This window comes from Xanthomonas sp. CPBF 426 (assembly GCF_903989465.1).
GTDB classification, from domain to species: domain Bacteria; phylum Pseudomonadota; class Gammaproteobacteria; order Xanthomonadales; family Xanthomonadaceae; genus Xanthomonas; species Xanthomonas euroxanthea.
Genome location: NZ_LR861805.1, coordinates 2,588,468 through 2,613,699, shown reverse-complemented (window position 1 = coordinate 2,613,699; position 25,232 = coordinate 2,588,468). Strand labels below are relative to the sequence as shown.

The following is a 25,232-nucleotide window of genomic DNA, read 5'->3' as shown; positions in this document are numbered from 1 at the left end:
ATGCCGCTCAAGGTCCCGCGACGGTGAGCGGGCAAGGACCAGTCGAGATGGTCGGTGTGCGTGGGTTTCAACGGTGCAATCGACGCACTCCGGTGCAGTGTCATCGTTGATTGCGTCGCAACGACATGCGGCGAGCAATCAGCGGCCGATCACCAATTCCACTGGCGCGGCGGCGGGCAGTTCCACCATCACCGGCGCGCTCTCGACATCATCGGCCTGGCGCATTGCATTGCCGCTGCGCGACAGTCGGGCCAGCACCTGCACGGTGTCCAGCGACGACAGCGTGCGCGTCGGCATCGGGCTGTCGCCATCGTCCAGGGTGATGGTCAACGGCAGCTCGCTCAGCGTGTGTCTTTCCACTGCTACCGGCATCGGGGTGTCTGCAGCGCGTGCGATGACGAAGACGCTGGTATCGCCGGGCATTTCGGCGCGTTTGGCGAACTCTGCATCCAGCGTCACCCGCACCTTGATGCGTTTTCCGCTGGCTGCATTGGTGGTAGAGGTGGCAGGCGCCGCCGGTGCCTTGATCGGCGCCAGCCTGGCTTCCTGGCGCGCGGCGTTGATCTGTTCGAGCAGGCCGGGGCGGGTCGCGGCATCGACCACACGCAGCAACGGCTCCCAGGTCTCGCTGGCCTTGGCCGGCTGACCGGCCTGTCGTTGCACCACACCCAGGAACCAGCGTGCACGTTGATGGTCCGGTTGCACGCTGAGCGCGTGTTCCAGCAGACGCATGGCCTGCGGATCCGGGCGCCCGCTGTCGTCGGCGAGCATGCGCGACTGCGCGGCAGCCACCAGTACGTCCGGCTCGTCCGGACGCAGTGCGACCGCGCGTGCAAACGCATCGCGCGCTTCGGCAAATTTCTGTTGGCTGGACAGCGAGCGCCCCAGCAACACCCAGCCTTCGGCCTGGTCGGGATCGCGCGCCAGTGCCGCGCGCAGCTGCATGATGGCTTCATCCAGCGAGCGTGGCGTGGCCGGTCGCTCGGCGGGCGCCTGGATCGCGCCAGGCGTGCCGACCTGCCAATACAGCGCCGCGCTCGCCGCCAGCAGCAACACCGCGATGCCGGCAGTCAGCCCGCGCGCATCGCGCCACAGCGGCCGCAGCGCCACGCCGAAGACGACCAGGGCCAGCACCACCACCGCAATGACGAAGCCGACCATCACCACTCCTGCTCATCGGCGGGCAAGGCGGGCGCAGCCACGCTGCGTCGACGCACCACCAACGCGACGGCGCCACCGCCGATCAACAGCGCCAGCAGCGGACCGAACCACAACAGCCAGGTCCGCGATTCCACACGCGGGCGGTACAGCACGAACTCGCCATAGCGCGCCACCAGGAATTGGCGGATCTGCGCATCGCTGCGCCCTTCGTGCATCAACGCCAGCACTTCGCGGCGCAGGTCCTGGGCGATCTGCGCATTGGAATCGGCCAGTGACTGGTTCTGGCACTGCACGCAGCGCAGCTCGGCGGTGAGCGCATGGAAGCGCGCCTCTTCGTCGGCCGAGCCATAGCGCAGCGGCGCCGGGTCGCCGGCCGGCTGGGCCAGGGCCAGCCAGGGCAACAGCAGCAGCGTCAGCAGCCAGGCTCGCATCATTGTTTGGCGTGCAGGTCCGGTGCGGCACTGGGCGAGCGCTCGATCTTGCGCAGCACCGGAATCAGCTGGGTGTCGATGACGGACTGGGTAAGCATGCCGCTGTACTTCCAGCGCACCACGCCGCGCCCGTCGACCAGAAAGGTCTCCGGCGCCGCGGCGATGCCGAAGTCGATCGCGGTGCGGCCATCCTTGTCGGCCACCACCAGCAGGTACGGGTTGCCCAGTTGTTCGAGCCAGCGCAGTGCATCGGTGCGCTCGTCCTTCCAGTTGTAGCCGATCACGCGCACGCGCTTGGTCAGCGCAAAGCGGCTCAATACCGGATGCTCCTCGCGGCAGGCCGGGCACCAGCTGCCCCACACATTGATGATGTACGGTGCGCCGCGTAGTTCGCGCGCGTGCACCACGATGCTGGGGTCGTGCAGCAGCGGCAGCGCGAACTCCGGCGCGGGCTTGCCGATCAGCGCAGAGGGCAGGGCATCGCGATCGTCCTGACCGGAGCGCACCACCGCATAGACCAGCAGCGCTGCCAGTGCGAGCAGCAGCACGATGGCACCCACCAGAACCGCAGTGGGCAGGCGGGGTGAACGTGACTCAACCATCTTGGATCTCCGGAGAACGACGAAAACGCCGGTCGGCCGCGGTAACCAGGCCGCCGAGCGCCATCAGCAGCGCTCCCAGCCAGATCCAGCGGACGAACGGTTTGAGGTGGACGCGGACCGCCCAGGCCTGATTGCCCAGCGGTTCGCCAAGGGCGACATACAGGTCGCCGAACGGGCCGGGGCGGATCGCCGCCTCGGTCAGGGTCTGCCCGCCGCTGGCGTAGCGGCGTTTTTCCGCATGCAGCAGGCCGACCGGCACATCATCCTCGAACACCTGCAGGTTGGCACGGTCGGAGACGTAATTGGGCCCGCGCAGTTCTTCGACGTCATCAAAGTGCAGCGCATAGCGGCCGATCTGCATCTGCTGCCCGGGCGCCAACGCGACCTCGCGCTGCAGGCTCAGCGATTCCACCAGCAACGCACCGGCCAGGAAGACCGCCACGCCCAGGTGGGCCAGCACCATGCCCAGCATTTCGGCGGTGAATTGACGGCCCTTGGCGGCGCGCCGTGTCCACAAAAAGCGCAGCGTGCCCAACAGCACCCAGGCCGCGCCGGCCACGCCGATCGCCGCCTTCCACTGCCCCTGCGGCGCGGCGAACCAGGCCAGCACGCCTGCGGCAACCGCCAGTCCGGCCCAGGGCCCGAGCATCGCCACCGGGCGCGAGGCCTGCTCGCGCTGCCAGCGGGTCAGCGGGCCGAACGGCAGCAGCGCCACCAACGGCGCCATCAGCACCACGAACAAGGTGCCGAAGTAGGGCGGGCCGACCGACAACTTGCCCAGGCCCAAGGCGTCGGCGAGCAACGGATACAGCGTGCCCAGCAATACCATCGCGCAGGCGCAGGTGAGCAACAGGTTGTTCAACAGCAACAAGGTTTCGCGCGAGCTGCCGGCAAAGGCGCGGCGCGGATCATCGACCAGCGACAGGCGGGGCGCGCGGATCGCGTACAGCACCAGCGAGCCACCCACCACCGCCAGCAGGAACACCAGGATGAACAGGCCGCGCGAGGGATCGGCCGCAAACGCATGCACGCTGGTCAGCACGCCCGAGCGCACCAGGAAGGTGCCCAGCAGCGATAGCGAAAACGCGGCGATCGCCAGCAGCAAGGTCCAGCTGGCGAAGCTGCCGCGCTTTTCGGTGACCGCCTGCGAATGCAGCAACGCGGTGCCCACCAGCCACGGCATGAAACTGGCGTTTTCGACCGGGTCCCAGAACCACCAGCCACCCCAGCCCAGCTCGTAATACGCCCACCAGCTGCCGAGCGCGATGCCGACGGTGAGCATCGCCCAGGCCACATTGGTCCATGGCCGCGTCCAGCGCAGCCAGCGCGCATCCATGCGGCCTTCCAGCAGCGCGGCGATGGCGAAGGCGAACGGCACCGCAAAGCCGACATAGCCGCAGTACAACATCGGCGGATGGATGATCAGCCCCGGGTCCTGCAACAGCGGATTGAGGTCGGCGCCTTCCAGCGGCACCGGCGACAAGCGCGCGAACGGATTGGAGGTGAACAGCAAAAAGGCCAGGAAGCCGATGCTGACCAGGGCCATCACCCCGAGCACGCGCGCGATGACGTGTGCGGGCAGCTGCCGCGACCACAACGCCACCGCACCAGTCCACAGCGCCAGCACCAGCGTCCACAGCAGCAATGAACCTTCGTGCGCGCCCCACACCGCCGAATAGCGATACATCACCGGCAGCAGGCTGTTGGAATTCTCGGCGACGTAGCGCACCGAAAAATCCTGCACCAGGAATGCATGCGTCAACAGCGCGAAGGCCGCCGCGATCAGGCCCAACTGCACCAACGCGGCTGGCCGCGCCACGGCCATCCAGCTGCTGCGTCCGCGCTGCGCACCGGCCAGCGGCAACGCGGCCTGCAGCAGGGCCACCAGCAACGCCAGAATCAGCAGGAAGGTACCGAGCTCAGGCAGCATCGGGTCGGCGCATTGGTGAGCATGCAGTGGGGCAACGAGTGCGGGCGCAAGGCAGAGGCGGCATCCATGCAGCATCTGCCTGCGCCTGCCTACGCGCAGCGACGGCGTCGGCCGCGCAAGCACCTTGCACGCCAACACCGTGCAGCATCACGAACGTCGTGATGCCTGACATCAGCGCAGCGCTCCGGCCTGGTCCGCGGCCGCCGGCACATCGTGCTTGCGGTGCGCGCTGCCCATCTTGTCGGCGACTTCCTTCGGCATATAGGTCTCGTCGTGCTTGGCCAGGATCTCTTCGGCCACGAACACGCCGTGCTGCATGCGACCGGTCGCCACCACCGCCTGTCCCTCGCGAAACAGGTCCGGCAGGATGCGGTCGTAGCGGACCGGCAACTGCGCATCGCCATCGGTGACGCGGAACTGCGCTTCCAACGAACCGGAGGCGCGCTGGAACGAGCCTTTCTCCACCATGCCGCCGAGCCGGAAGCGCGCGTGCTCGCCGGCGTCGCCGCGCAGCACTTCCGACGGTGTGTACAGATAGGCCACGTTGCGCTGCAGTGCCATTGCCACCAGCGTGGTCGCCAGGCCGCCGGCCAGTACCAGCGCAATCACCAGCCAGATCCGGCGGCGCCGTTGCGGGTTCACCGGATCAGCTCCGCATCGCTGGGCACCGCGCGCTTGCGCTCGCGCAGGCGCCGCGCCTGCGCGCTCTTCAACGCGCGACGCACCTGCCAGCGGCCGGCGATCAGGTCCCACAGCAGCACCAGCACGAACACCGCGTAGGCGGCGATGACGTAGGGCAGGTAGCTCATGCCACGCCCTCCGGCGCATCGCGCACGATCCAGGCCTTGCCGGCCTCGCGGCGCAGGTTGTCGGCGCGCGCACGCGTCAGCAGCGAACCGGCGAACCAGAACTTGGTGCCGATCACCATCAGCCACAGCGGCAGCAGCATGCTCGCATCGATGGTGGAGGGGCCGAGCAGGCGAATGCTCTGGCCCTGATGCAGCGAGTTCCACCACACCACCGAATAGCGGATCACCGGCAGCAGCGCCACGCCGACGATCGCCAGCAAGGCGGCCGCGCGTGCGGCCTGACGGCGATCGTCGATGGCCTGGTACAGGCCGATCACGCCCAGATACAGGAACAGCAGGATCAGCTCGGTGGTCAGGCGCGGGTCCCAATCCCACCAGGCGCCCCACATCGGCTTGCCCCAGATGCTGCCGGTCAGCAGGGTGATCACGGTGAACGCCGCGCCGATCGGCGCGCAGGCCATTGCCAGGATCTCGCAGATCTTGATGCGCCAGATCAGCGCGATCGCCGCGTATACCGCCATCAACCCGAACACGAACAGGCTCATCCACGCGCTCGGCACATGGATATACAGAATGCGAAAGCTGTCGCCCTGCTGGTAGTCGGCCGGCACCGCAAACAAGGCCTGCCAGATGCCCGCGCCCAGCAACACCGCGGCCAGCGCGTGGCACCACGGCGCCCAGCGCGCGGTGAAACGGTCGAAGATCGGGGGCGAGGCGAGTTGATGGAACCAGCGGACGACGACGTTCATGCGATGGCAACGGCCTTTGGAATGGCATTGGCTCTCGAAACAGCAACAACGCAGTGAGTGGAGCGTCTTATCGACAGCGCATCGACTGCACGGCTCAACTCAACGAAATCCGGATCGCGGCAGCCGCAGCCAGCGGTGCCAAGACCACGCCGATCACCAACCCGGCGCCCAGCAACAACAACGCACCCACCGCATCCTGGCCCTGGCCGCTGGCCGCCACGCTGCCGGCACCGAACACCAGCACCGGTACGTACAACGGCAACGCCAGCAACGCCACGAGAATACCAGAGCGTTTCATCGTCACCGTCAGCGCCGCGACCACGGCGCCGAGCAGACTCAGAAGCGGTGTACCCAGCGCCAACGATGCCAGCAGTACCGGGAGTTGGTCATGTGGCAGGTGCAGCAATTCGCCCAGCAGCGGGGTCACCGCGATCAACGGCAGCGCGCTGGTGGCCCAGTGCAGCAGCACGCGCACCGCGATCAGCCACGCCAATGGCACCGGCGCCAGCAGCCATTGCTCCATCGAGCCGTCTTCCACGTCGCTGCGGAACAGCGCATCCAGCGACAGCAGGCCGGCCAGCAGCACCGACAGCCACAGCACCGCCGGCGCGGCCTGCGCCAGCAGGTCGGGGCGCCCGCCCAGGCCCAGCGCGAACAACACCACGATCAGCAGGGCGAACAACGCCGGCTGCAAGGCATCGCTGCGACGGCGCCACAGCAGCTGCAGGTCGCGGCTGAGCAGTGCACGCGCGGCCTGCCACAGCGACGGTTGTGGCGAATGCAGGCTCATGCCGCCGTCTCCAGCGTGAGCATGCGCGTGCGCACCGGCGGCGCCGCGTAGGCGCCGTGGGTGGTGACCAGCGCCGCGCCGCCGCCGCGCAGGTGCGCGGAGATCATCCGGTTGACCAGGGTGATGCCGTCCAGGTCCAGGTTGGCATAGGGCTCGTCCAGCAGCCACAGCGGGGCCGGCGACAACCACAGCCGCGCCAGCGCCAGGCGTTTGCGCTGGCCGGCCGACAGCTGCCGCACCAATGCATCTTCGTAGCCGGCCAGGCCGACGATGGCCAGCGCGCTGCCAGGCATCTGCTTGGCGCGTCGGCCATGCAGGCCGCACAGGAAGTGCAGGTTCTCCAGCGTGCTGAGATCGGCCTTCAGGCCCGGCAAATGGCCCAGATAGGCCATGAAGCGGCTGCGATCGCCACGCCGTGCAGTCTTGCCGTCGATCTGGATCTGCCCACGCTCCACATGCAGCAGCCCGGCCAGCACCCGCAGCAGCGTGGTCTTGCCGGCGCCGTTGTCGCCCTGCACCAGCAGCGCCTCGCCGGCATCGACATGGAAATCCAGCGGGCCGAACACCGGCTCCTCGTTGCGGCTGAAAGCCAGCGCGCGCGCCGCCAGCAGCGGTGGCGCAGTGTGCAGCGGTTCGATCATCGGCGCAGCGGGCTCCCGTCGCAGGACGGCATGGGGTGGGCGAGCGGGTGTCGTGCCATGGCGGGGAAGCAGCTGGCACGACACGCTGTGAGGCAGGGCGCGCATTGTAGCGACGATGGCGCGCTGCCGGGGGCGCATCGGGCGGCGTGATGTGTCCGGGAACGCTGTTTTGCACCGCCCGGACGCAACCGCCTGGCGGCTTTGCGTACACTCGCGGTCCCCCGTTTGCTGCCCGGACAGGCCCGATGCCCCTCACGACCAAGCTGCCCAAGGTGGGCACCACCATCTTCACCGTCATGTCGCAGTTGGCGGCCGAACACGGCGCGGTGAATCTGGGCCAGGGTTTTCCCGATTTCGCGGTGCCGTCGCGGCTGGTCGATGAACTGACCAGGGCCATGGCGGCCGGCCACAACCAGTACCCGCCGATGACTGGCGTGGCGGTCCTGCGCCAGGCCATTGCCGGCAAGGCGCAGCGCTGCTACGGCGCGCAGGTCGATGCCGACAGCGAGATCACCGTCACCAGCGGTGCCACCGAGGCGATCTTCAACGCCATCCACGCGGTGGTGCGTGCCGGCGAGGAGGTCATCGTGCTGGACCCGGCCTACGACTGCTACGAGCCGGCGATCGACCTGGCCGGCGCGCGCGCGGTGCACGTGGCGCTGGACCCGCAGACCTTCGCCGTCGACTGGCCGGCGCTACGCGCGGCGATCACGCCGAAGACGCGCCTGCTGATGATCAACTCGCCGCACAATCCCTCCGGCGCGATGCTGTCTGCCGACGACATGCAGATCCTGACCGAGCTGCTGCGCGGCAGCGACATCTTCCTGCTCTCGGACGAGGTGTACGAACACATCGTGTTCGATGGCCGCCGCCACGAATCGGTGCTGCGCTGGCCGGAATTGCGCGAGCGTGCGTTTGTGATTTCCAGCTTCGGCAAGACCTATCACTGCACCGGCTGGAAGATCGGCTACGCCATCGCGCCGCCGGCATTGAGCGCCGAGTTCCGCAAGGTGCACCAGTACAACACCTTCACCAGCTTCGGGCCGGCCCAGCATGCATTTGCCGCGATGATCCGCGACGAACCCGAACACGACGAGCAACTCGGCGCGTTCTATCAGGCCAAGCGCGACCGTTTCCGCGAGCAGTTGCTGACCACGCGCCTGCAGCCGTTGCCGGTGCCCGGCGGCTATTTCCAGCTGGTGGACTATTCGGCGGTCAGCGACCTGCCTGACACCGAATTCGTGAAGTGGCTGACGGTGGAGAAGGGCGTGGCCGCAATTCCGCTGTCGCCGTTCTACCAGACGGCGCCGCAAGGACAACGGCTGGCCCGGCTATGCTTTGCCAAGAACGATGCAACGCTGGATGCGGCGATCGCGCGGTTGCAGCAGCTTTGACGAGCCGGGATTCGGGAATGGGGATTCGGGAATCGTAAGAGCGGTTGGTCGCTCTCGATCTGAATCTGCACTTGGCCCGATGCCGTAACGCCCTCACCAAACCGCTGTCCGATTCCCTATTCCCAATTCTCCATTCCCGAGCCTCAGCATGCACGACCTCCGCATCTCGCTTGTCCAAGGCGATACCCGCTGGCATGACCCGGCCGGCAATCGCGACTATTACGGTGCCTTGCTGGAGCCCTTGGCCGGGCAGACCGATCTGGTGATCCTGCCGGAGACCTTCACCAGCGGGTTCTCCAACGATGCCATCGACAAGGCCGAGGACATGGACGGGCCGACCGTGGCCTGGCTGCGTGCGCAGGCTGCGCGGCTGGGGGCGGCGGTCACCGGCAGCGTGCAGCTACGCACCGGGCAGGGCGTGTTCAACCGGCTGCTGTGGGCCACGCCCGACGGGGCGCTGCAGTCCTACGACAAGCGCCATCTGTTCCGCTTCGGCAACGAGCATCTGCGCTACGCGGCCGGGCGCGATCGCCTGACGGTGGAGTGGAAGGGCTGGCGGATCAATCCGCAGGTCTGCTACGACCTGCGCTTTCCGGTGTTCTGCCGCAATCGCTTCGATGTCGAGCGGCCGGGCCAGCTGGATTTCGATCTGCAGCTGTTCGTTGCCAACTGGCCATCCGCGCGCGCCTATGCCTGGAAGACGCTGCTGCGCGCACGTGCGATCGAGAACCTGTGCTTCGTGGCGGCGGTCAACCGCGTCGGCGTCGATGGCAATCAGCTGCACTACGCCGGCGACAGCGCGGTGATCGATTTCCTCGGCCAGCCGCAGGTGGAAATCCGCGAGCAGCCGCAAGTGGTCACCACCACCCTCAGCGCCGCCGCCCTGGCCGACCATCGCGCACGCTTTCCTGCGATGCTGGATGCCGATGAATTTGTGATTCGGGATTAGGGATTGGGGATTGGTGCAAGCAGGCAAGGCACAGCTATCCGTTTGCCCGCTGTTGCGAACCCCAATCCCAAATCCCCAATCCCGGCTACTCACCCAGCTTGATCTCGTAGATCTTCGGCCACCGCTTGCCGGTGACGAACAGGCGATCGTGCCCGGCGTCGTAGGCGATGCCGTTGAGCACATCGTTGCCGGGGTCGGTCAGGGTGTCGGCGTCCGGTATCAGCGCCTGCAAGTCGATCCAGGCGATCACCTTGCCGCTGGCCGGGTCGATGCGCGCGATGCGGGTGGTCAACCAGACGTTCGCCAACAGCTCGCCTTTCACCCATTCCAGCTCGTTGAGATTGTCCAGCGCCTTGCCGCCGGCAGTGACCTTGATGCTGCCGACCTGCTGCAGCGTCTGCGGATCCAGCCGCCGAATGCGGGCAGTGCCATCGCTCATGTACAGGCTGCTGGCGTCGCGGGTCAGCGCCCACCCCTCGCCGGAATAGCTGAACTGCGTGCGCGGCGTCAGCGTGGCCAGGTCGTAGACAAACCCGCGCTGGTTGCGCCAGGTCAGCTGGATCAGGCGGTCGTGCCAGGCCACGATGCCTTCGCCGAAAAAGGGCGCCGGTGTCGCGACCTGCTGCAGGACGCGGCCGGTCTCCAGCTCGACCTTGCGCACGCTGGAGCGGCCCAACTCACCGGTGCTCTCGTACAGGAACCCGTCGAGATAGAACAGGCCTTCGGTAAAGGCGGCGGTGTCGTGTGGATAGGTGCGCACGACGGTATAGCCCTGGGTCGGGATGGCGTCGCTGCAATGGGCGAGCGGAGGCAGTAGCAGGGCGGCGAGGAGCAGGCTGTAGGCAATTGGTGGCATGTGGCGATCATCCCACGCCGCGGTTGCAGACCGTCATGGCGCAGGCAGCCAGCGGCGAATAATCATTCGCTGAACGGTCGCCTGCGCGGTGCCGGCATGTTGTCGCGGCTGCCACATCGGCGCTGCTAGGCTCGGCGCCACGTTCACCAACCGGAATGCCCGCATGATCAAGTCACTTTCCCTTCTCGCGCTGCTGGGCGCCGCCACGCTGACACCGCAGGCGCAGGCCGCCGGCAACATCGACTGCCAGCTGTCGTTCAACCTGTCGGGCTGGTCGGTGTTCTACAAGACCGCCAGCGGCACCGGCACCATCACCTGCGACAACGGCGCGGTGATCCCGGTCAAGATCTCCAGCAAGGGCGGTGGCCTGACCGTCGGCAAGTCCAAGATCGTTGGTGGCCGCGGCAGCTTCTCCGGCGCCTACAGCCTCAATGATCTGTTCGGCACCTATGCAGCGGCCGAAGCGCATGCCGGCATCGTCAAGTCCAGCACCGCACAGGTGGTCACCAAGGGCGACATTTCGCTGGCACTGGCCGGAACCGGCGAGGGCGTGGATCTGGGTGTCAATGTCGGCAACTTCGTGATCGAGCGCCGCAAGTAATTCGCCGGTCGAGCGCGCGGTGCCCCGCCGCTCGCGCGGCCCGCGGTGACTTCATCGAGCGGGGCAGATCACACCGACCCATCCGCGCTTTGACCTAGACGTCAGGCGTGCCCTGAGCAGCAACGAAAAACGGCCCTTCGCAGGGCCGTTTTTCATGTGCGTCTTGCCAGCTTAGCGTCCGCGATTACCGCCGCCTGGCGGGCGACGATTGCCGCCACCCGGCGGACGACCACCCGGACCGCCGGGGCCACGCGACGCGCCGCCGGGACCACCGGGGCCGCGATTGCCGCCCGGACCACGGTTGCCACCGGGGCCGCCTGCACGTGCGCCGCTCGGGCGGCCGGCTGCCGGACGTGCCGCGCCATACGGGCTGAAGCCCGGGTTGGCGTGGTCGGACGGAAAGCTCGGCGCATTGCCCGGATGACCATAGGGATGCTTGCGCTGGCCTTGGCCCTGCGACTGGCCCTGTCCGCCACCGGCGCCGCCACGCCCCTGGCCAGCTGCGCCGGAACGTGCATTGCCCGGGCCGCCGCCTGGACGCGCGCCACCCGGACCCTTCTTCGCATACGGGCGCGCCTGGCCGGTGCCGGGGCCACTGGGACCGGCATTGCGGTGACCGCTGGGGCCGGTACTGACGCCATCGGGCACGTACCAGCTGCGGAACGCGGCCGGGTTGCCGTCCGGCAGGGCACGGTCGCCCTTGCCGGGAGCGCGCTGCTTGAACGGGCGCTGCTGCGACTGCTTGGCCGCCGCTTCGCCGCTGACGGTGAGGCCGCCGCGGAAACCGCCCGGCTTGCCACGGCCACGGCCGCCGCGATCCTCGCGCAGATTGTCGAAGCGACGCAGCTCACGGCCTTCGTCGGCGCCGGAGGTCTGGCCGTTGACGTAGGCATTGCTGCGGCCATCGCGCGAGACGTGCACGGTGGACTTGGCGGCGCGGCGCTGGCCGATCACCGGCTGCAGCGTCAATGCCGAGGGCGCGCCTTCTTCCAGCTTGAGTTCGGCGCGCAGGGCATCGACCTTGTCCTGCGCCACTTCGATCGACTGCCCACGCAGCAGCTCGCGCGGCAGCGAGATCTTGCCGTAGCGGCTGCGCTTGAGGCGACTGACCTGGCAGCCCTGCGACTCCCACAGCCGGCGCACTTCGCGGTTGCGGCCTTCCTTGACCACCACGCGGAACCAGTCGTGCGAGTCGGTGCCGCCGATGCGTTCGATCTCGTCGAACTTGGCGCCGCCGTCTTCCAGCAGCACGCCGCGCGATAGGCGCTCGATGATCGCGTCGGAGACCTTGTCCTCGCCTTCCGGCGCACGCACGCGCACCACGTATTCGCGCTCGACCTCGTAGGAGGGATGCATCATCGCGTTGGCCAGCTCACCGTCGGTGGTCAGCAGCAGCAGGCCGGTGGTGTTGATGTCCAGGCGGCCGATCGCGATCCAGCGCGAACCCTTCAATACCGGCAGCGACTCGAACACGGTCGGGCGGCCTTCGGGATCTTCGCGCGTGGTCACTTCGCCTTCGGGCTTGTTGTAGATCAGCACGCGGGCCGGTTCGGTCAGCGCGCTGGCCACGAAACTGCGGCCATCGAGCTCGATCTTGTCGCCGCTGCGCACCGACATGCCGGTCTGCGCGACGGCGCCATTGACCTTGATCAGGCCATCGGCAATGCGCTGTTCCAGCGCGCGGCGCGACCCCAGGCCGGCCTGGGCCAGCACCTTGTGCAGGCGCTCTTCCAGCTTGGGCGCTTCGGGCGCGCTGTCGCGCTTGAGGGAAAGCTTGTTCAACGACAGCTTGCGGGGGGTGTCACTCATGTGTCTGGCTCCGGCCGACGCGTTGCGGGTCGGCCTCTGGGTCGGAATCGGCTTCGTCAACAGCCACGGTCGTCGTCGCGACGGCGTTGTCTTCGTCTTCGTTCACTGCTTCCGCACGCGTTCCCGGCGCGGTGTCGGGGTCGCCCTCACGGGCGTCATCTGGGTCCAACGGGTTCGTGTCCTGCGCCGAGGCATGCCCGGCGCGTTGCGCTGTCTGGTCACTCGCCTCATCGGTGCTGGCGCGGTCATCGACCGCGTCGGCGTGGTATTCATTTTCTTCGTCGACGGCAGTTGCGGTGCCGGCAGTCTGATCCTCGACATCGCCATCGACGTGCATTGCGTCATCGGTGTCGCCGGTTGCGTCGGCCGTGCTGTCCGCTGCCTGCAGACCGTCCGCATCGCCGTGTTCCGGCGCAGCGTCGCTCGGGCCGGCATCGGCGTCAGCGCCACCCTCCGACTCCACGCCAGCCGCAGCGGTGGTCGCCGCACCGGCGCCGTCAGCACCTGCCATCTGCGCATCGGCGTCCGCAGCCGGACCTGCTTCGGCAAGCTCGGCATCCATTGCTGCCGACGCCGGGACCGCGCCATCCAGTTGCCCGTCGCGGTCCAGCGGCAGCTGCGGTTCCAGCTCGGCGATGTCCTTCAACTCAGACAATGGCGGCAGCTCGTCCAATCGCTTGAGCCCGAAGTAATCCAGGAAGCCCTTGGTGGTGCCGAACAGGGCCGGCTTGCCGGGCACGTCGCGGTGGCCCACCACGCGGATCCACTCGCGTTCTTCCAGCGCCTGGATGATGTTGCTGCTGACCGCCACGCCGCGTACCTGTTCGATCTCGCCGCGGGTGATCGGCTGGCGGTAGGCGATCAGTGCCAGGGTTTCCAGCGTGGCGCGGGTGTACTTGGTGCGGCGCTCGGTCCACAGCCGGGCAACCCAGCCATGCACCTCGGCCTTGACCTGGAAGCGGAAGCCCGAGGCCACCTCGACCAGTTCCACGCCGCGCTCGGCGCAGCCCTCGCGCAGCAGTTCCAGCGCGCGCTCGACGCTGCCGGGCGGCGCCGGCTCTTCTTCGGGAAACAGTCCCTGCAGCTGCGCCAGCGTCAGCGGCTGGCTGCTCGCCAGCAGGGCGGCTTCGATAATGCGGGTGATCAACGCTTGATCCATTCGGTGATCGGCTTCAGATAGGTTCGTTGGCGGCATCGCTGTCATCGAATTCGCTGGAGAATTGCAACGGCGCATTGGTGTTGCCCAAGGCCAGCGACTTCACGTAGATCGGCGCCAGCGGCGCTTCCTGCACGATGTCCAGCAATTGCTCCTTGGCCAGTTCGAGCAGCGCCAGGAAGGTGACCAGCACGCCGAGCTTGCCTTCCTCGGCCGTGAACAGCGATTCGAAGCGATAGAACCTGCCATCGTCCAGGCGGCTCAGTACATCGCCCATGCGCTGGCGCACACTCAGCGCCTCGCGCTTGATCGCATGGCCGGTGAACAGTTCGGCGCGCTTGAGCACGTCGTACAGCGCCATCAGCATTTCTTTCAGTTCCACCGGCGGCGGCAGCTTGACCGCGGCGCGCTCGGGCAGATGCGCCTGCACCGGCGCACTGTCGCGGCCCATGCGCGGCAGGGTGTCCAGATCCTCGGCGGCCTGCTTGAAGCGTTCGTATTCCTGCAGGCGGCGTACCAGCTCGGCGCGCGGATCGTTTTCCTCGCCTTCCTGGCTGGGCGGGCGGGGCAGCAGCATGCGCGACTTGATCTCGGCCAGGATCGCGGCCATCACCAGATATTCGGCCGCCAGTTCGAAGCGCAGCTCCTGCATCACGTTGATGTAGGCCACGTACTGCCGGGTGATCTCGGCGACGGGGATATCCAGGATGTCCAGGTTCTGGCGGCGGATCAGGTACAGCAGCAGGTCCAGCGGACCTTCGAAGGCATCCAGGATGACTTCCAGCGCGTCCGGCGGAATATACAGATCCTGCGGGATCTGCAGCACCGGTTGCCCATGCACCACCGCCAGCGGCATTTCCTGCTGCTGTGGCGGCGCGCTCGTGGCTGGCGGATTCGCGTCGTGCGCGAGTTCGGAATTCATCAGGTCGACATCGGGTCTTACGGTCGCCGGCCGCGGTCTGGGCCGCGCCTGCAGGGCTTTGCCTTGAGTTATTGCAATCAATGTCGTGCCCGTGCCGGCACGATCCTACAAATCCACATACAACGTGCGCCGCGTGGCATGCGGCGACGGGACAGCGAGGAGGTCGTCTACGCGGGTCGGCGGTGGGCAGCGAATCGGTCGTCGAGTGAGGCGTGGGGCCTGGGCCGACGGGCCGCTGCGTCCGATTGCGTGTGCAGTGGTGTCAAGGGTAATGCGTGCGCAGGGCCGGTGTCCAGCGCCGAGGCGGCTAGAATCCCACGGCTGATCTTCAGGTTCTTGGCGAGGTGGTCGATGTGGTACGTAATCGAAGGGTATGACCGGGACGACGCACTGGCGGCCCGGCAGCAGGCGCGACCGGCGCACCTGGCCCGTTTGCAGGCGCTGGCGGCGGCAGGTCGCTTGCTGGTGGCGGGCCCGTGCCCGGCGATCGATGCCGAGGATCCGGGCCCGGCCGGTTTCAGCGGCAGCGTGGTCATCGCCGAATTCGACGCGCTGGACGACGCGCGCGCCTGGGCCGATGCCGATCCGTATGTGGAGGCGGGCGTGTATGTGCGCACCGAAATCCGCCCGTTCCGCCGGGTGCTGCCATGAGCCGGGTCGAGCGGATCCGCGCCGCGCTGCAGTCGGCCCTGGCGCCGACCGAGCTGGAGGTGGTGGACGACAGCCATCGCCATGCCGGGCATGCCGGTGCGCGCGACGGGCGGGGGCATTTCAATGTGCGCGTGGTCAGCGCCGCCTTCGCCGGCAAGCCGCCGTTGGCACGTCACCGCGCGGTCTATGCCGCGGTCGGCGAGATGATGCAGACCGATATCCACGCGCTGTCGATCGAGGCCTTCGCACCAGGCGAGGCGAGGTAACCAGGCCGATCAAGCCGCCGCCGTAGGAGCGCACCGGGGCGCGACGCAGGTTACCGGTAAGGCCCGTCGCGCCCGGATGCGCTCCTACGGGCAGGCATTGCCGGGGTGGACATCCGACAATCGGGCGCGATGGCTGAAGAAGGCTGGCTTTCTTGCAGGGGCGCGCCCGAGCGAAACCGCGTCACTGGCAATCCGATTGGCGCTCGCACTCGCAATATCGATACGCCAGGCGAGGCCGATGACTGAATCCGCCAACTGCCCGTAGTAGGAGCGCACCCGGGCGCGACGCAGGTTACCGCTAAGGCCCATCGCGCCCGGGTGCGCTCCTACGGGGACCATGCGCAGCGGACCAAACCACCCCAACCGTGATCGCCGTCGGCCTTCATCCGTGGACATATGGGCAGTATTTGTTGCGTCGCAACACATTGTTTCACGTATTCATCACTTGCAGATGCTTGATCTGTAAGCGTTTTCACGGGCGTGAAGACAGGGGTTTACGCCCTTGTATGAAAACGCTTACAGTCCGCGCCAGTTTTGGGACTCGGTCGCGGAGGGCGACACGAATGGCCAAGGGTGCGGTCACCATCAAAGATGTCGCTCGGGAAGCACAGGTCTCCGTTGCAACGGTGTCGCGTGCGCTCAATGGGCACGACAACGTCGCCGGGCCGGTGCGCCAGCTGGTGCAGGACGTGGCCGCACGCTTGCGCTACAGCCCGCATGCGGCGGCGCGCAGCCTGAGCAGCCGGCGCACCCAGACCCTGGGCGTGGTACTGCCGGATCTGTACGGCGAATTCTTTTCCGAGCTGATCCGCGGGATCGACGGCGCGGCGCGTGCTGCCGGCCAGCATCTGCTGGTGTCTAGTTACCACGGCGACCCGGAAGCGCAGGGCAGGGCGTTGCAGTCCATGCGCGGGCGGGTGGATGGCCTGCTGGTGCTGTCGCCGTATGCCGAGCAGCCCGGGTTCCTGACCGACAACCTGCCGCAGGCGCTGCCCACGGTGCTGATCAACGCGCACGTCCCGGGCGACGCCTATCCGGTGCTGAGCATCGATGACCATGCCGGCGCGATGGCGATGACCGAACACCTGCTCTCGGCCGGGCATCGGCGCATCGCCTTCATCGGCGGGCCGGCGCTTAACTTCGATGCGCGCGAACGCCTGCGCGGCTTCCGCGATGCGATTGCTGCACACGGCGACACCGCGCAGGGCATCGAATTTCCTGGCGACTTCGACGAGGCCTCCGGCCACCGTGCCGGGCAGGCGATGCTGGCCGACGGCGCGCTGCCCGACGCGGTATTCGCCGCCAACGACATGACCGCGCTGGGCTGCCTGTACGCCTTTGCCCAGGCCGATGTCTCGGTACCCGGCGACGTGGCACTGGCCGGCTTCGACGACATTCCGCTGGCCCGTTTCGTCCATCCGGCGCTGACCACGATGCGGGTCAGCATCGCGCGCCTGGGCGAACAGGCGATGAGCCGGCTGATGCGGCTGGTGGACCAGCCCGGCCACGACGACGGCATCCGCCAACTGCTCACGCCCGAGCTGGTGGTCCGCGCCTCCTGCGGCGCCGGCGAGCCCGGCCTCTGACGTTTCCAGCCCCTGACCCTTTCGCGGACGTCCTGTCCGCTCCCGCTGCCCCCCGCAGCGGTCGTTCCTGCAAGCCGCAACGCCACAACAACATTCTGTACCGATCCCTGGAGGGACCAATGCGCCACCACTACCCCCATTCCGCCAGTCCGGCGCGCAAGCTGCTCAGCTGCGCCCTGGCCAGTTGCCTGCTGCTGGGCGCCGCCCCGGCCTTCGCGCAGAGTGCTGCCGCGACGATCCGCGGCCAGGTCACCGTCGACTCGGCACCTGCCAGCCAGGCCCAGGTCACCGCGACCAACCTCGCCACCGGCCTGACCCGCACCGTACAGGTCAGCAACGGCGGCTACTCGCTTGGCGGCCTGCCGCCGGGTTCGTACCGCCTGGACGTCACCGCCAACGGCCAGACCACCTCGCAGAACGTCACCGTGCAGGTCGGCCAGACCGCGACCCTGAACCTGGGCGTCGGCGGCGAACCGGCCACGGCCGAAGGTGGTAACGCCACCACGCTGGACGCGGTGCAGGTCAAGGCGCCGCCGGTACTGGTGGAAACCCGTACCTCCGAGAACGCCACCTATATCTCCAACGTGCAGATCCAGAACCTGCCGCGTGCCACGCGCAACTTCCTGGAACTGGCCGACACCGTGCCGAACGTGCAGTTCACCCGCGATGCCAACGGCACCACCAAGGTCCGTTCGGGCGCCACCTCGGCCGAAGGCACCAACGTCTATATCGACGGCGTCAGCCAGAAGAACTACGTGCTCACCGGCGGCGTCAGCGGCCAGGACTCCAGCCGCGGCAATCCGTTCCCGCAGTCGGCGATCGGCGAATACAAGGTCATCACCTCCAACTACAAGGCCGAGTTCGACCAGGTCAGCGGCGCGGCCATCGTCGCCTCGTCCAAGTCCGGTACCAACGATTTCCACGGCAGCTTCTTCTGGGACACCAGCAACGACAGCTGGCGTGAAGAGAGCCCGCTGGAAAAGCGCGCCGGCGTGCGTGACGACTTCGAGGAGACCCAGTACGGCGCGACCTTCAGCGGCCCGATCCTCAAGGACAAGGCACATTTCTTCGTCGCCTATGAAGCCAAGGAATACACCACCCCGAACGTGGTGATCCCCGGTTCGATCTATTCGGACCGCGTCGATCAGCTGCCTGCGCAGTTGCAGCCGCTGGTCGCCACCTACAGCACGCCGTTCAAGGAAGACCTGTACTTCGCCAAGATCGACTGGACCATCGGCGACAACAGCCTGTTCGAGCTGAGCGGCAAGTACCGCAAGGAAGACGAGCTCAACGACGTCGGCGGCACCTCGACCCTTGAGCACGGCAGCATCAACGGCCAGGAAGAAAAGCGCGCCAACCTGCGTTGGCAGTACAGCGGCGCCAACTTCCTCAACGAGGCCAACCTCAGCTACGAGAGCGCGTTCTGGAACCAGGCGCCGATCAACAACGGCAACGGTTACATCCTCAGCTACACGCCCAACCGCGGCAACGAGACCGATGTGCTTGCCGCAGGCGCCGGCAGCAGCTTCCAGCGCAAGGGGCAGAAGGGCTGGACCTTCCAGGACGACCTGACCTTGAACAGCCTGGAATGGCACGGTGCGCACACCGTCAAGATGGGCGTGAAGTTCAAGAGCATCGATCTGGATTCCACCCAGTTCAACCCGGCCAACCCGCAGTACTACTACAACATCCTCAGCGATGTGGAAACGCCGTACCGGGTGCGCTTCGGTGCGCCGCTGGTCGAAGGTGGCGGCTCGGTGGTGTCCGAGAACAAGCAGTACGGCATCTATCTGCAGGACGACTGGGAGGTCAACGAGCACTGGACCCTGAACCTGGGCGTGCGCTACGACTACGAAGAAACCCCGGCGTTCCTGGACTTCGTCACCCCGTCCGACGTCGCCGGTGCCTTGCAGAACTGGACCAACCTGCGCAACGCCAACTACGACATCAACAACTTCATCAGCACCGGCAACAACCGCAAGGCGTTCAAGAATGCCTGGCAGCCGCGCCTGGGTGCCTCCTATGACCTGTTCGGCGATCAGGCCCACGTGATCTACGGCGGTGCCGGCCGCGCCTACGACCGCAACATCTTCGACTACCTGGCGCTCGAGCAGCTCAACAACTCGTTCAATTCCTACAGCTACTACTTCACCAGCGCCAACAACCAGGCCTGCCTGGGTGACCCATGCACAGCATGGAATCCGGCCTACGGCACGCAGGAGGGGCTGAACACCCTGACCGGCAGCAGCACCGGCGGCGGTGGGCGCGAGGTCTACCTGATCGACAACAACATCAAGACCCCGTACTCGGACCAGTTCAGCATCGGCATGCGCAACATGGTGCCGCTGTGGGGCCAGGACTGGTTCACCGACGTGACCCTGAGCCGTATCGAAAGCCATGACGGCTTCGCGTTCGTGCGCGGCAACCGCCTGCCGGACGGTTCCTTCTTCCAGCCAGGCACCACCTCCGGCTCGCCGACCGACGGCCCGGACGGCTACAGCGCCATCGTGCTCGGGACCAACGGCGTGGAAACCCGCAACAACCAGCTCGCCCTGCAGGTCGAAAAGCCGTTCGACGAGGAATCGGGCTGGGGCCTGACCGTGGCCTACACCTATTCCGATGCCAAGGAGAACCGCCAGTTCGGCGAGCACTACGCACTGGATCGCGAACGCATCGAGGACTATGGCTGGCGCGAGGCCGGCGGCATTCCGAAGAACCGCCTGGTGGTCACCGGCATCTACGAGCTGCCCTACGAGGTCAAACTGTCCGGCAAGCTGTCGCTGGCCAGCCAGACCGCGCGTTACGGACAGAATTGCCTGGCCGGCAACGACCAGTGCTACATCGTCCAGTTCAAGCCGGACGGCACGCTGGGCTACAAGGAGTTCAGCATCGCCGCCAATAAAGAATGGGATACCGGCGGCGGTGTCAAATTCAACGTGCGTGCGGATATCCTCAACGTGTTCAATTGGGTGAACTACGCCAACTTTAACGGCGAGACCGGGACACTCGGAGACTTGAACACGGCTTACGGCACCCCGACCGGTGTGCTGGCGTCGCCGATGCGTACCTTCCGTCTGGCCTTCGGCCTGAACTGGTGAGGTACCCGACCGCCCCGGCAGTTGCCGGGGCGGTCGAACTCGGCGCTTGGATAGGGTAGGTTGGCGTGCGAGATGTAATCGATTACACGAGTGGGGGGCGGATGAACAGGGGCAGGACTTCGTATTGGTTGACGATTCCACTATTGCTGGGCGTGCTGGTGCTGGCGTCCTGCAAACAGGCAGAGGAGCCCAAGGTGGCCGAAAAGAAGGCACCGGTGAAAGTCATCCTGGTGGAAGCACAGCTGCCACCCAAGCCGGTCAAACCGGCGCTTCCGCCGCTGTTCTCGGACATCGAGCGTCGCACCTTCCAGTTTTTCTGGGACACCACCAACGAACTCAATGGGTTGTCGCCGGACCGGTTTCCGTCGCGCCCGTTCGCCAGCATTGCCTCGGTGGGGTTCGCGCTGACCGCGTATCCGATCGGGATCGAGAATGGCTGGGTCAGTCGCAATCAGGCGATCGACCGCACCTTGACCACACTGAAATTCTTCCGTGATGCGCCGATGGGGCCGCAGCGGACCGGTAGGGCCGGGTACAAGGGCTTCTACTACCACTTTCTGGACATGCAGCAGGGCAACCGCTACGACAGCTGGGTCGAGCTGTCGAGCGTGGATACCGCGCTGCTGATGATGGGCGTGCTGTTCACCCAGTCGTACTACGACGGCGACGACCCGCGCGAAAAAGAGATCCGCCAGATCGCCGATACGCTGTACAAGCGCGTGGACTGGCGCTGGCTGCAGCAACGCGCACCGCTGATCTCGATGGGCTGGTTCCCCGAGAGCGGCTTCATCGACCACGACTGGATGGGCTACAACGAGGCGATGATGCTGTACATCCTCGCGCTCGGCTCGCCGACCCACGGCGTGGATGTGGATGCGTGGACCAGCTGGACCCGCACCTACAACAACGACTGGGGCGTCTACCAGGGCCAGGAATACCTGTCCTTCGGCCCGCTGTTCGGTCACCAATACAGCCATGTCTGGATCGATTTCCGCGATATCCAGGACCAGTACATGCGCGAACGCGGCATCGACTATTTCCTCAACAGCCGCCGCGCCACCCTGGCCCAGCGCGACTACGCCATCGACAACCCGATGAAGTGGAAGGACTACGGCGAGAACGTCTGGGGTTTGACCGCCGGCGACGGGCCGCAGAACACCAGCCAGGAATACCGCGGCGAGCAACGCCAGTTCCGCCATTACTCCTCGCGCGGCGCCGGCCTGCGCGAGAACTTCGACGACGGCACCATCGTGCCGTCGGCGGCGATTTCCTCGATCGTGTTCGCCCCGGAAGTGGTGATCCCGGCCACCGAGGAGATGCACAAGCGCTATGGCGACTTCCTGTACTCGAGCTACGGCTTTCTGGATTCGTTCAATCCCAGCTTCAACTACGACATCCCGCTCAAGACCGGGCGCATGGTGCCCGATCGCGGCTGGGTGGCCAGCGACTACATCGCCATCGACCAGGGCCCGATCCTGGCGATGATCGCCAATTACCAGAACGAATTCGTCTGGACCGTGATGAAGAAGAACCCCTACATCCGGGCCGGTCTGGAACGCGCCGGTTTCACCGGCGGCTGGCTCACCCCCGAAGGCGAGCCGCAGCCGGCGCCGCAGAAGGACGAGCAGAAGGCCGCCGCGCGTTCGCTGGGCATGGCCGAGTCGCGTGCCGCCGCTGCCCAGGCCCAGCAAGACCCCTCGCAACGCCAAAACTCCACGCAACGCCCCAAACCCGAGTAATCCGTGCGCCTTTTGAAACTGTTGATACTGTCCGCCACACTCTGTCTGGGTGTGGCCGGATGCGAACGCTCCGATCCAGGCAAGACCACCGTGCGCTTCTGGGCCATGGGCAAGGAGGCCGAAGTGGTCGCCGAGCTGGTGACCGACTTCGAGAAGCAGAACCCGGGCATCCACGTGGATGTGCAGAACATCCCGATGACGGCGGCGCACGAAAAGCTGCTGACCGCCTTTGCCGCAGACGGCTTGCCGGACGTGTGCCAACTCGGCAACACCTGGCTGCCGGAGTTCGCCCTGCTGGACACGCTGGAACCGATGCAGCCGTATGTGGCGCGTTCCAGGATCGTCGACCCGCAGGATTATTTCCCCGGCGTGTGGGACACCAATCTGGTCGACGGCACCCTGTATGGCGTGCCGTGGTATGTGGACACCCGGCTGCTGTTCTATCGCAAGGACCTGCTGCGCGAGGCCGGCTATAGCGAGATGCCCAAGACCTGGGCCGAGATGGAACAGGTGATGGCGGCGATCAAGCGCAAGGTCGGCCCGGACCGCTACGCCATCCTGATGCCGCTCAACGAGTTCGAGCAGCAGCTGTCGTTCGCGCTGCAGCAGGACGACCGCCTGCTGCGCGACCACGACAACTACGGCAACTTTCGCGGCGAGGGCTTCCGCAAGGCGCTGGGCTTCTACGACACCATGTATCAGAAAGGCTGGGCGCCGAAGGTCTCCGAGACCCAGGTCTCCAACGTCTGGTACGAGTTCTTCAACGGCTATTACGCGTTCTATCTGTCCGGCCCGTGGAACGTGCGCGAGTTCAAGCTGCGCCAGCCGCCGGGCATGGAAGGCAAGTGGGGCACTGCGCCGCTGCCGGGGCCCAACGGCCTGGGCGCGGGCATTGCCGGCGGTTCCAGCCTGGTGATCTTCAAGTCGTCGCAGCACAAGGACGCCAGCTGGAAGCTGATCGAATACCTGTCGCAGCCGCAGGTGCAGGCGCGCTTCCACGCCATCATCGGCGACCTGCCGCCGCGTCGCAGCACCTGGAAGTTGCCCTCGCTGGCCAACGACGAACTGGCGCATGCCTTCGGCGACCAGCTGGAGCGGGTCAAGGCCACGCCCAAGGTGCTGGAGTGGGAGCGCATCGTGCAGGAAATGCGCCTGGTGACCGAGCGCGTGGTGCGTGGCGGCCAATCACATGAGGCCGCCGTGCAGGAACTGGATAAACGCGTGGACGAGATCCTGGCCAAGCGCCGCTGGATCTTCGAACAGGAGGGCGGGCATGTCGGTCCGGCCGGTGCACCGGCAACGCCTGCGGCGACACCTGCCGCAGCGCCTGCAGCGGGCGAGGGGGCGGCACGATGATGAAGCGTAATTCCGTCGCCGGCTGGGTGTTCGCCGCGCCGTCGATCCTGGTGCTGGGCATGTTCTTCGGCGTGCCGGTGTTTGCCGCGCTGGTGCTCAGCGTCACCGACTTCGATCTGTACGCACTGGCCGACAGCGGCCATCTGCGCTTCGTCGGCCTGGGCAACTACATCGACCTGCTGCAGACCCCGCTGTTCTGGAAGTCGTTGTGGAACACCACGTATTTCGTGCTGCTGGGCGTGCCGATGTCGATCGGCGTGTCGCTGGGCGCGGCATTGCTGCTCAATGCCAAGGCCTCGCGCTTCAAGGCGTTGTTCCGTACCGCCTTGTTCGCCCCGGTGGTGACCACGCTGGTGGCGGTGGCGGTGATCTGGCGCTATCTGTTCCACATCAAGTACGGCCTGGTGAACTTCGGCCTGAGCCATCTGGGCATCGCCCCGATCGACTGGCTGGGCGACCCGCGCTGGGCGATGCCGACCATCATGCTGTTCGCGGTGTGGAAGAACTTCGGCTACAACATGGTGATCTTCCTGGCCGGGCTGCAGGCGATCCCGCAGGACCTGTATGAGGCCGCGCGCATCGATGGCGCCTCGCGCTGGAAGCAGTTCCTGCATATCACCCTGCCGATGCTCGGCCCGGTGCTGATGGTGGTCGGGGTGATCACCATTTCCGGCTATTTCCAGCTGTTCGCCGAACCCTATGTGATGACCCGCGGCGACCCATTGCAGAGCACCGTGAGCGTGCTGTACTTCATGTTCGAGGAAGGCTTCAAGTGGTGGAACCTCGGCCGCGCGTCGGCGGTGGCGTTCCTGCTGTTCCTGATCATTCTGGCGGTGACCACCGTGATGCTGCGCTTTGGCCGCAAGAGGGATTTGATATGAGTCGTGATGTCGGCCAATCGCGCTGGAATGCCGTGCTGATCAACGGTGGCCTGCTGATGCTGGCGCTGGTCAGCCTGGCGCCGCTGCTGTGGATGCTGTCGGTGTCGTTCATGCCCACCGGCGAGGCCAGCCGCTTCCCGCCGCCGATGCTGCCCTCGGCGTTCACCACTGCCAACTACCACGAGCTGTTCGCGCGCACCGGCATGGCGCGCAACTTCGCCAACAGCCTGATGGTGTCCGGGCTGATCACGCTCGGCTCGCTGCTGATCAACACCATGGCCGGCTATGCGTTCGCCAAGCTGCAATTCGTCGGCCGCGAGCGCATCTTCAAGATCCTGATGGCCGCGCTGGTGATCCCTGCGCAGGTGGCGATGCTGCCGCTGTTCCTGTTGATGAAGCAGCTGCATCTGGTCAACAACATCGGCGGGGTGGTGGTGCCGGCATTGGCGACGGTGTTCGGCATCTTCCTGGTGCGCCAGTACGCGCGCAGCATTCCCGACGAGCTGATCGAAGCCGCCCGCATCGATGGCGCCAGCGAGATGCGGATCTTCTTCCAGATCGTGCTGCCGATGCTCAAGCCGGTGCTGGTCACCTTGACCATCTTCACCTTCATGGGCTCGTGGAACGACTTCATGTGGCCGCTGATCGTGCTGACCGACCAGGAGCAGTACACCTTGCCGGTGGCATTGGCGGCGCTGTCGCGCGAGCACATCATGGACGTGGAGCTGATGATGGCCGGCGCGGTGGTGACGGTGATTCCGGTGCTGCTATTGTTCGTGGCGCTGCAGCGTTACTACATCCAAGGTCTTCTGCTGGGGAGTGTGAAGGGGTGAAACCAGTGTTCCTGCGACTGTT

24 protein-coding genes are annotated in these 25,232 nt (G+C 66.4%); 11 read left to right on the top strand and 13 right to left on the bottom strand.

Annotated elements, in window-relative coordinates:
- Window positions 1-138: 138 nt before the first annotated feature.
- The 9 genes from H7A87_RS11205 to ccmA form a co-directional block, all read right to left on the bottom strand.
- Window positions 139-1,161: a tetratricopeptide repeat protein gene (locus tag H7A87_RS11205; RefSeq protein WP_180496633.1), complete on the bottom strand. Its 1,023-nt coding sequence runs from the start codon at window positions 1,159-1,161 to the stop codon at window positions 139-141.
- Entirely contained in the window at window positions 1,161-1,595 is a 435-nt protein-coding gene (locus H7A87_RS11200) for a cytochrome c-type biogenesis protein (RefSeq protein WP_166762114.1), read from the bottom strand. Before H7A87_RS11200 ends, H7A87_RS11205 begins: the two co-directional genes overlap by 1 nt.
- Entirely contained in the window at window positions 1,592-2,194 is a 603-nt protein-coding gene (locus H7A87_RS11195; protein WP_104582503.1) for a DsbE family thiol:disulfide interchange protein, read from the bottom strand. The genes H7A87_RS11200 and H7A87_RS11195 overlap by 4 nt, the downstream gene beginning before the upstream one ends.
- Complete coding sequence (locus H7A87_RS11190; protein ID WP_119128695.1) at window positions 2,187-4,124, bottom strand: heme lyase CcmF/NrfE family subunit; 1,938 nt, start codon at window positions 4,122-4,124, stop codon at window positions 2,187-2,189. Before H7A87_RS11190 ends, H7A87_RS11195 begins: the two co-directional genes overlap by 8 nt.
- A 171-nt stretch (window positions 4,125-4,295) precedes the next feature.
- Window positions 4,296-4,766: a cytochrome c maturation protein CcmE gene (ccmE, locus tag H7A87_RS11185; RefSeq protein ID WP_104582505.1), complete on the bottom strand. Its 471-nt coding sequence runs from the start codon at window positions 4,764-4,766 to the stop codon at window positions 4,296-4,298.
- Entirely contained in the window at window positions 4,763-4,933 is a 171-nt protein-coding gene (ccmD, locus tag H7A87_RS11180; protein ID WP_119128696.1) for a heme exporter protein CcmD, read from the bottom strand. The genes ccmE and ccmD overlap by 4 nt, the downstream gene beginning before the upstream one ends.
- Window positions 4,930-5,682: a heme ABC transporter permease CcmC gene (gene ccmC, locus H7A87_RS11175; RefSeq protein WP_104648998.1), complete on the bottom strand. Its 753-nt coding sequence runs from the start codon at window positions 5,680-5,682 to the stop codon at window positions 4,930-4,932. The genes ccmD and ccmC overlap by 4 nt, the downstream gene beginning before the upstream one ends.
- Before the next feature lie 94 nt (window positions 5,683-5,776).
- Window positions 5,777-6,472, bottom strand: a complete 696-nt coding sequence (gene ccmB / locus H7A87_RS11170) for a heme exporter protein CcmB (protein WP_006452115.1) — start codon at window positions 6,470-6,472, stop codon at window positions 5,777-5,779.
- A complete protein-coding gene (gene ccmA / locus H7A87_RS11165; RefSeq protein WP_104582508.1) occupies window positions 6,469-7,113 on the bottom strand; it encodes a heme ABC exporter ATP-binding protein CcmA in 645 nt (214 codons plus the stop codon). The genes ccmB and ccmA overlap by 4 nt, the downstream gene beginning before the upstream one ends.
- Window positions 7,114-7,358: 245 nt before the next feature.
- On the opposite strand from ccmA, the gene H7A87_RS11160 reads away from it, so the two are divergent.
- Window positions 7,359-8,507, top strand: a complete 1,149-nt coding sequence (locus H7A87_RS11160) for a pyridoxal phosphate-dependent aminotransferase (RefSeq protein WP_119128697.1) — start codon at window positions 7,359-7,361, stop codon at window positions 8,505-8,507.
- 148 nt (window positions 8,508-8,655) lie between these two features.
- Window positions 8,656-9,456 (top strand): amidohydrolase, encoded by an 801-nt coding sequence (locus tag H7A87_RS11155; RefSeq protein WP_119128698.1) that lies wholly within the window; start codon window positions 8,656-8,658, stop codon window positions 9,454-9,456.
- 85 nt (window positions 9,457-9,541) lie between these two features.
- On the opposite strand, the gene H7A87_RS11150 is transcribed toward H7A87_RS11155, so the two are convergent.
- Window positions 9,542-10,312 carry a glutaminyl-peptide cyclotransferase gene (locus H7A87_RS11150; RefSeq protein ID WP_119128699.1) on the bottom strand — a complete coding sequence of 257 codons (771 nt, stop codon included), beginning with the start codon at window positions 10,310-10,312 and terminating at the stop codon, window positions 9,542-9,544.
- Between the two features lie 163 nt (window positions 10,313-10,475).
- Between H7A87_RS11150 and H7A87_RS11145 the strand changes: the two genes are divergently transcribed.
- Window positions 10,476-10,913, top strand: coding sequence for a hypothetical protein (locus H7A87_RS11145; RefSeq protein WP_119128700.1), 438 nt, complete (start codon window positions 10,476-10,478; stop codon window positions 10,911-10,913).
- Between the two features lie 171 nt (window positions 10,914-11,084).
- On the opposite strand, the gene H7A87_RS11140 is transcribed toward H7A87_RS11145, so the two are convergent.
- From H7A87_RS11140 to H7A87_RS11130, 3 genes are read right to left on the bottom strand one after another with little or no spacing between them, the layout of a single operon-like run.
- Window positions 11,085-12,722, bottom strand: a complete 1,638-nt coding sequence (locus H7A87_RS11140; RefSeq protein WP_119128701.1) for a pseudouridine synthase — start codon at window positions 12,720-12,722, stop codon at window positions 11,085-11,087.
- Window positions 12,715-13,917 (bottom strand): SMC-Scp complex subunit ScpB, encoded by a 1,203-nt coding sequence (gene scpB, locus H7A87_RS11135; protein WP_232087843.1) that lies wholly within the window; start codon window positions 13,915-13,917, stop codon window positions 12,715-12,717. The genes H7A87_RS11140 and scpB overlap by 8 nt, the downstream gene beginning before the upstream one ends.
- A complete protein-coding gene (locus tag H7A87_RS11130; protein ID WP_104582515.1) occupies window positions 13,895-14,800 on the bottom strand; it encodes a ScpA family protein in 906 nt (301 codons plus the stop codon). Before H7A87_RS11130 ends, scpB begins: the two co-directional genes overlap by 23 nt.
- Before the next feature lie 351 nt (window positions 14,801-15,151).
- On the opposite strand from H7A87_RS11130, the gene H7A87_RS11125 reads away from it, so the two are divergent.
- The 8 genes from H7A87_RS11125 (at window position 15,152) to H7A87_RS11090 (ending at window position 25,210) form a co-directional block, all read left to right on the top strand.
- Complete coding sequence (locus H7A87_RS11125) at window positions 15,152-15,451, top strand: YciI family protein (protein WP_119128703.1); 300 nt, start codon at window positions 15,152-15,154, stop codon at window positions 15,449-15,451.
- A complete protein-coding gene (locus H7A87_RS11120; RefSeq protein WP_104648990.1) occupies window positions 15,448-15,717 on the top strand; it encodes a BolA family protein in 270 nt (89 codons plus the stop codon). The genes H7A87_RS11125 and H7A87_RS11120 overlap by 4 nt, the downstream gene beginning before the upstream one ends.
- Before the next feature lie 563 nt (window positions 15,718-16,280).
- A complete protein-coding gene (locus H7A87_RS11115) occupies window positions 16,281-17,303 on the top strand; it encodes a LacI family DNA-binding transcriptional regulator (protein WP_104648989.1) in 1,023 nt (340 codons plus the stop codon).
- Between the two features lie 119 nt (window positions 17,304-17,422).
- Window positions 17,423-20,401, top strand: a complete 2,979-nt coding sequence (locus tag H7A87_RS11110) for a TonB-dependent receptor (protein ID WP_104582519.1) — start codon at window positions 17,423-17,425, stop codon at window positions 20,399-20,401.
- Window positions 20,402-20,502: 101 nt separating this feature from the next.
- Complete coding sequence (locus H7A87_RS11105) at window positions 20,503-22,140, top strand: glucoamylase family protein (RefSeq protein ID WP_119128704.1); 1,638 nt, start codon at window positions 20,503-20,505, stop codon at window positions 22,138-22,140.
- A gap of 3 nt (window positions 22,141-22,143) precedes the next feature.
- Window positions 22,144-23,496: a sugar ABC transporter substrate-binding protein gene (locus H7A87_RS11100; RefSeq protein ID WP_119128705.1), complete on the top strand. Its 1,353-nt coding sequence runs from the start codon at window positions 22,144-22,146 to the stop codon at window positions 23,494-23,496.
- Window positions 23,493-24,377 carry a sugar ABC transporter permease gene (locus tag H7A87_RS11095; protein WP_024940601.1) on the top strand — a complete coding sequence of 295 codons (885 nt, stop codon included), beginning with the start codon at window positions 23,493-23,495 and terminating at the stop codon, window positions 24,375-24,377. The genes H7A87_RS11100 and H7A87_RS11095 overlap by 4 nt, the downstream gene beginning before the upstream one ends.
- Entirely contained in the window at window positions 24,374-25,210 is an 837-nt protein-coding gene (locus H7A87_RS11090) for a carbohydrate ABC transporter permease (protein WP_104582522.1), read from the top strand. The genes H7A87_RS11095 and H7A87_RS11090 overlap by 4 nt, the downstream gene beginning before the upstream one ends.
- The last annotated feature ends 22 nt before the right edge of the window (window positions 25,211-25,232 follow it).

What these genes read in the sequence shown, in the direction of transcription:
- H7A87_RS11115 (WP_104648989.1), top strand. Translation starts at nt 16,281, where the DNA reads ATGGCCAAGGGTGCGGTCACCATCAAAGATGTCGCTCGGGAAGCACAG.
- H7A87_RS11125 (WP_119128703.1), top strand. Translation starts at nt 15,152, where the DNA reads ATGTGGTACGTAATCGAAGGGTATGACCGGGACGACGCACTGGCGGCC.
- H7A87_RS11190 (WP_119128695.1), bottom strand. Translation starts at nt 4,124, where the DNA reads ATGCTGCCTGAGCTCGGTACCTTCCTGCTGATTCTGGCGTTGCTGGTG.
- H7A87_RS11160 (WP_119128697.1), top strand. Translation starts at nt 7,359, where the DNA reads ATGCCCCTCACGACCAAGCTGCCCAAGGTGGGCACCACCATCTTCACC.
- scpB (WP_232087843.1), bottom strand. Translation starts at nt 13,917, where the DNA reads ATGCCGCCAACGAACCTATCTGAAGCCGATCACCGAATGGATCAAGCG.
- ccmB (WP_006452115.1), bottom strand. Translation starts at nt 6,472, where the DNA reads ATGAGCCTGCATTCGCCACAACCGTCGCTGTGGCAGGCCGCGCGTGCA.
- ccmC (WP_104648998.1), bottom strand. Translation starts at nt 5,682, where the DNA reads ATGAACGTCGTCGTCCGCTGGTTCCATCAACTCGCCTCGCCCCCGATC.
- H7A87_RS11205 (WP_180496633.1), bottom strand. Translation starts at nt 1,161, where the DNA reads ATGGTCGGCTTCGTCATTGCGGTGGTGGTGCTGGCCCTGGTCGTCTTC.
- H7A87_RS11095 (WP_024940601.1), top strand. Translation starts at nt 23,493, where the DNA reads ATGATGAAGCGTAATTCCGTCGCCGGCTGGGTGTTCGCCGCGCCGTCG.
- H7A87_RS11155 (WP_119128698.1), top strand. Translation starts at nt 8,656, where the DNA reads ATGCACGACCTCCGCATCTCGCTTGTCCAAGGCGATACCCGCTGGCAT.
- H7A87_RS11105 (WP_119128704.1), top strand. Translation starts at nt 20,503, where the DNA reads ATGAACAGGGGCAGGACTTCGTATTGGTTGACGATTCCACTATTGCTG.
- H7A87_RS11200 (WP_166762114.1), bottom strand. Translation starts at nt 1,595, where the DNA reads ATGATGCGAGCCTGGCTGCTGACGCTGCTGCTGTTGCCCTGGCTGGCC.
- ccmD (WP_119128696.1), bottom strand. Translation starts at nt 4,933, where the DNA reads ATGAGCTACCTGCCCTACGTCATCGCCGCCTACGCGGTGTTCGTGCTG.
- H7A87_RS11150 (WP_119128699.1), bottom strand. Translation starts at nt 10,312, where the DNA reads ATGCCACCAATTGCCTACAGCCTGCTCCTCGCCGCCCTGCTACTGCCT.
- H7A87_RS11130 (WP_104582515.1), bottom strand. Translation starts at nt 14,800, where the DNA reads ATGAATTCCGAACTCGCGCACGACGCGAATCCGCCAGCCACGAGCGCG.
- H7A87_RS11140 (WP_119128701.1), bottom strand. Translation starts at nt 12,722, where the DNA reads ATGAGTGACACCCCCCGCAAGCTGTCGTTGAACAAGCTTTCCCTCAAG.
- H7A87_RS11195 (WP_104582503.1), bottom strand. Translation starts at nt 2,194, where the DNA reads ATGGTTGAGTCACGTTCACCCCGCCTGCCCACTGCGGTTCTGGTGGGT.
- H7A87_RS11090 (WP_104582522.1), top strand. Translation starts at nt 24,374, where the DNA reads ATGAGTCGTGATGTCGGCCAATCGCGCTGGAATGCCGTGCTGATCAAC.
- H7A87_RS11120 (WP_104648990.1), top strand. Translation starts at nt 15,448, where the DNA reads ATGAGCCGGGTCGAGCGGATCCGCGCCGCGCTGCAGTCGGCCCTGGCG.
- H7A87_RS11110 (WP_104582519.1), top strand. Translation starts at nt 17,423, where the DNA reads ATGCGCCACCACTACCCCCATTCCGCCAGTCCGGCGCGCAAGCTGCTC.
- H7A87_RS11145 (WP_119128700.1), top strand. Translation starts at nt 10,476, where the DNA reads ATGATCAAGTCACTTTCCCTTCTCGCGCTGCTGGGCGCCGCCACGCTG.
- ccmA (WP_104582508.1), bottom strand. Translation starts at nt 7,113, where the DNA reads ATGATCGAACCGCTGCACACTGCGCCACCGCTGCTGGCGGCGCGCGCG.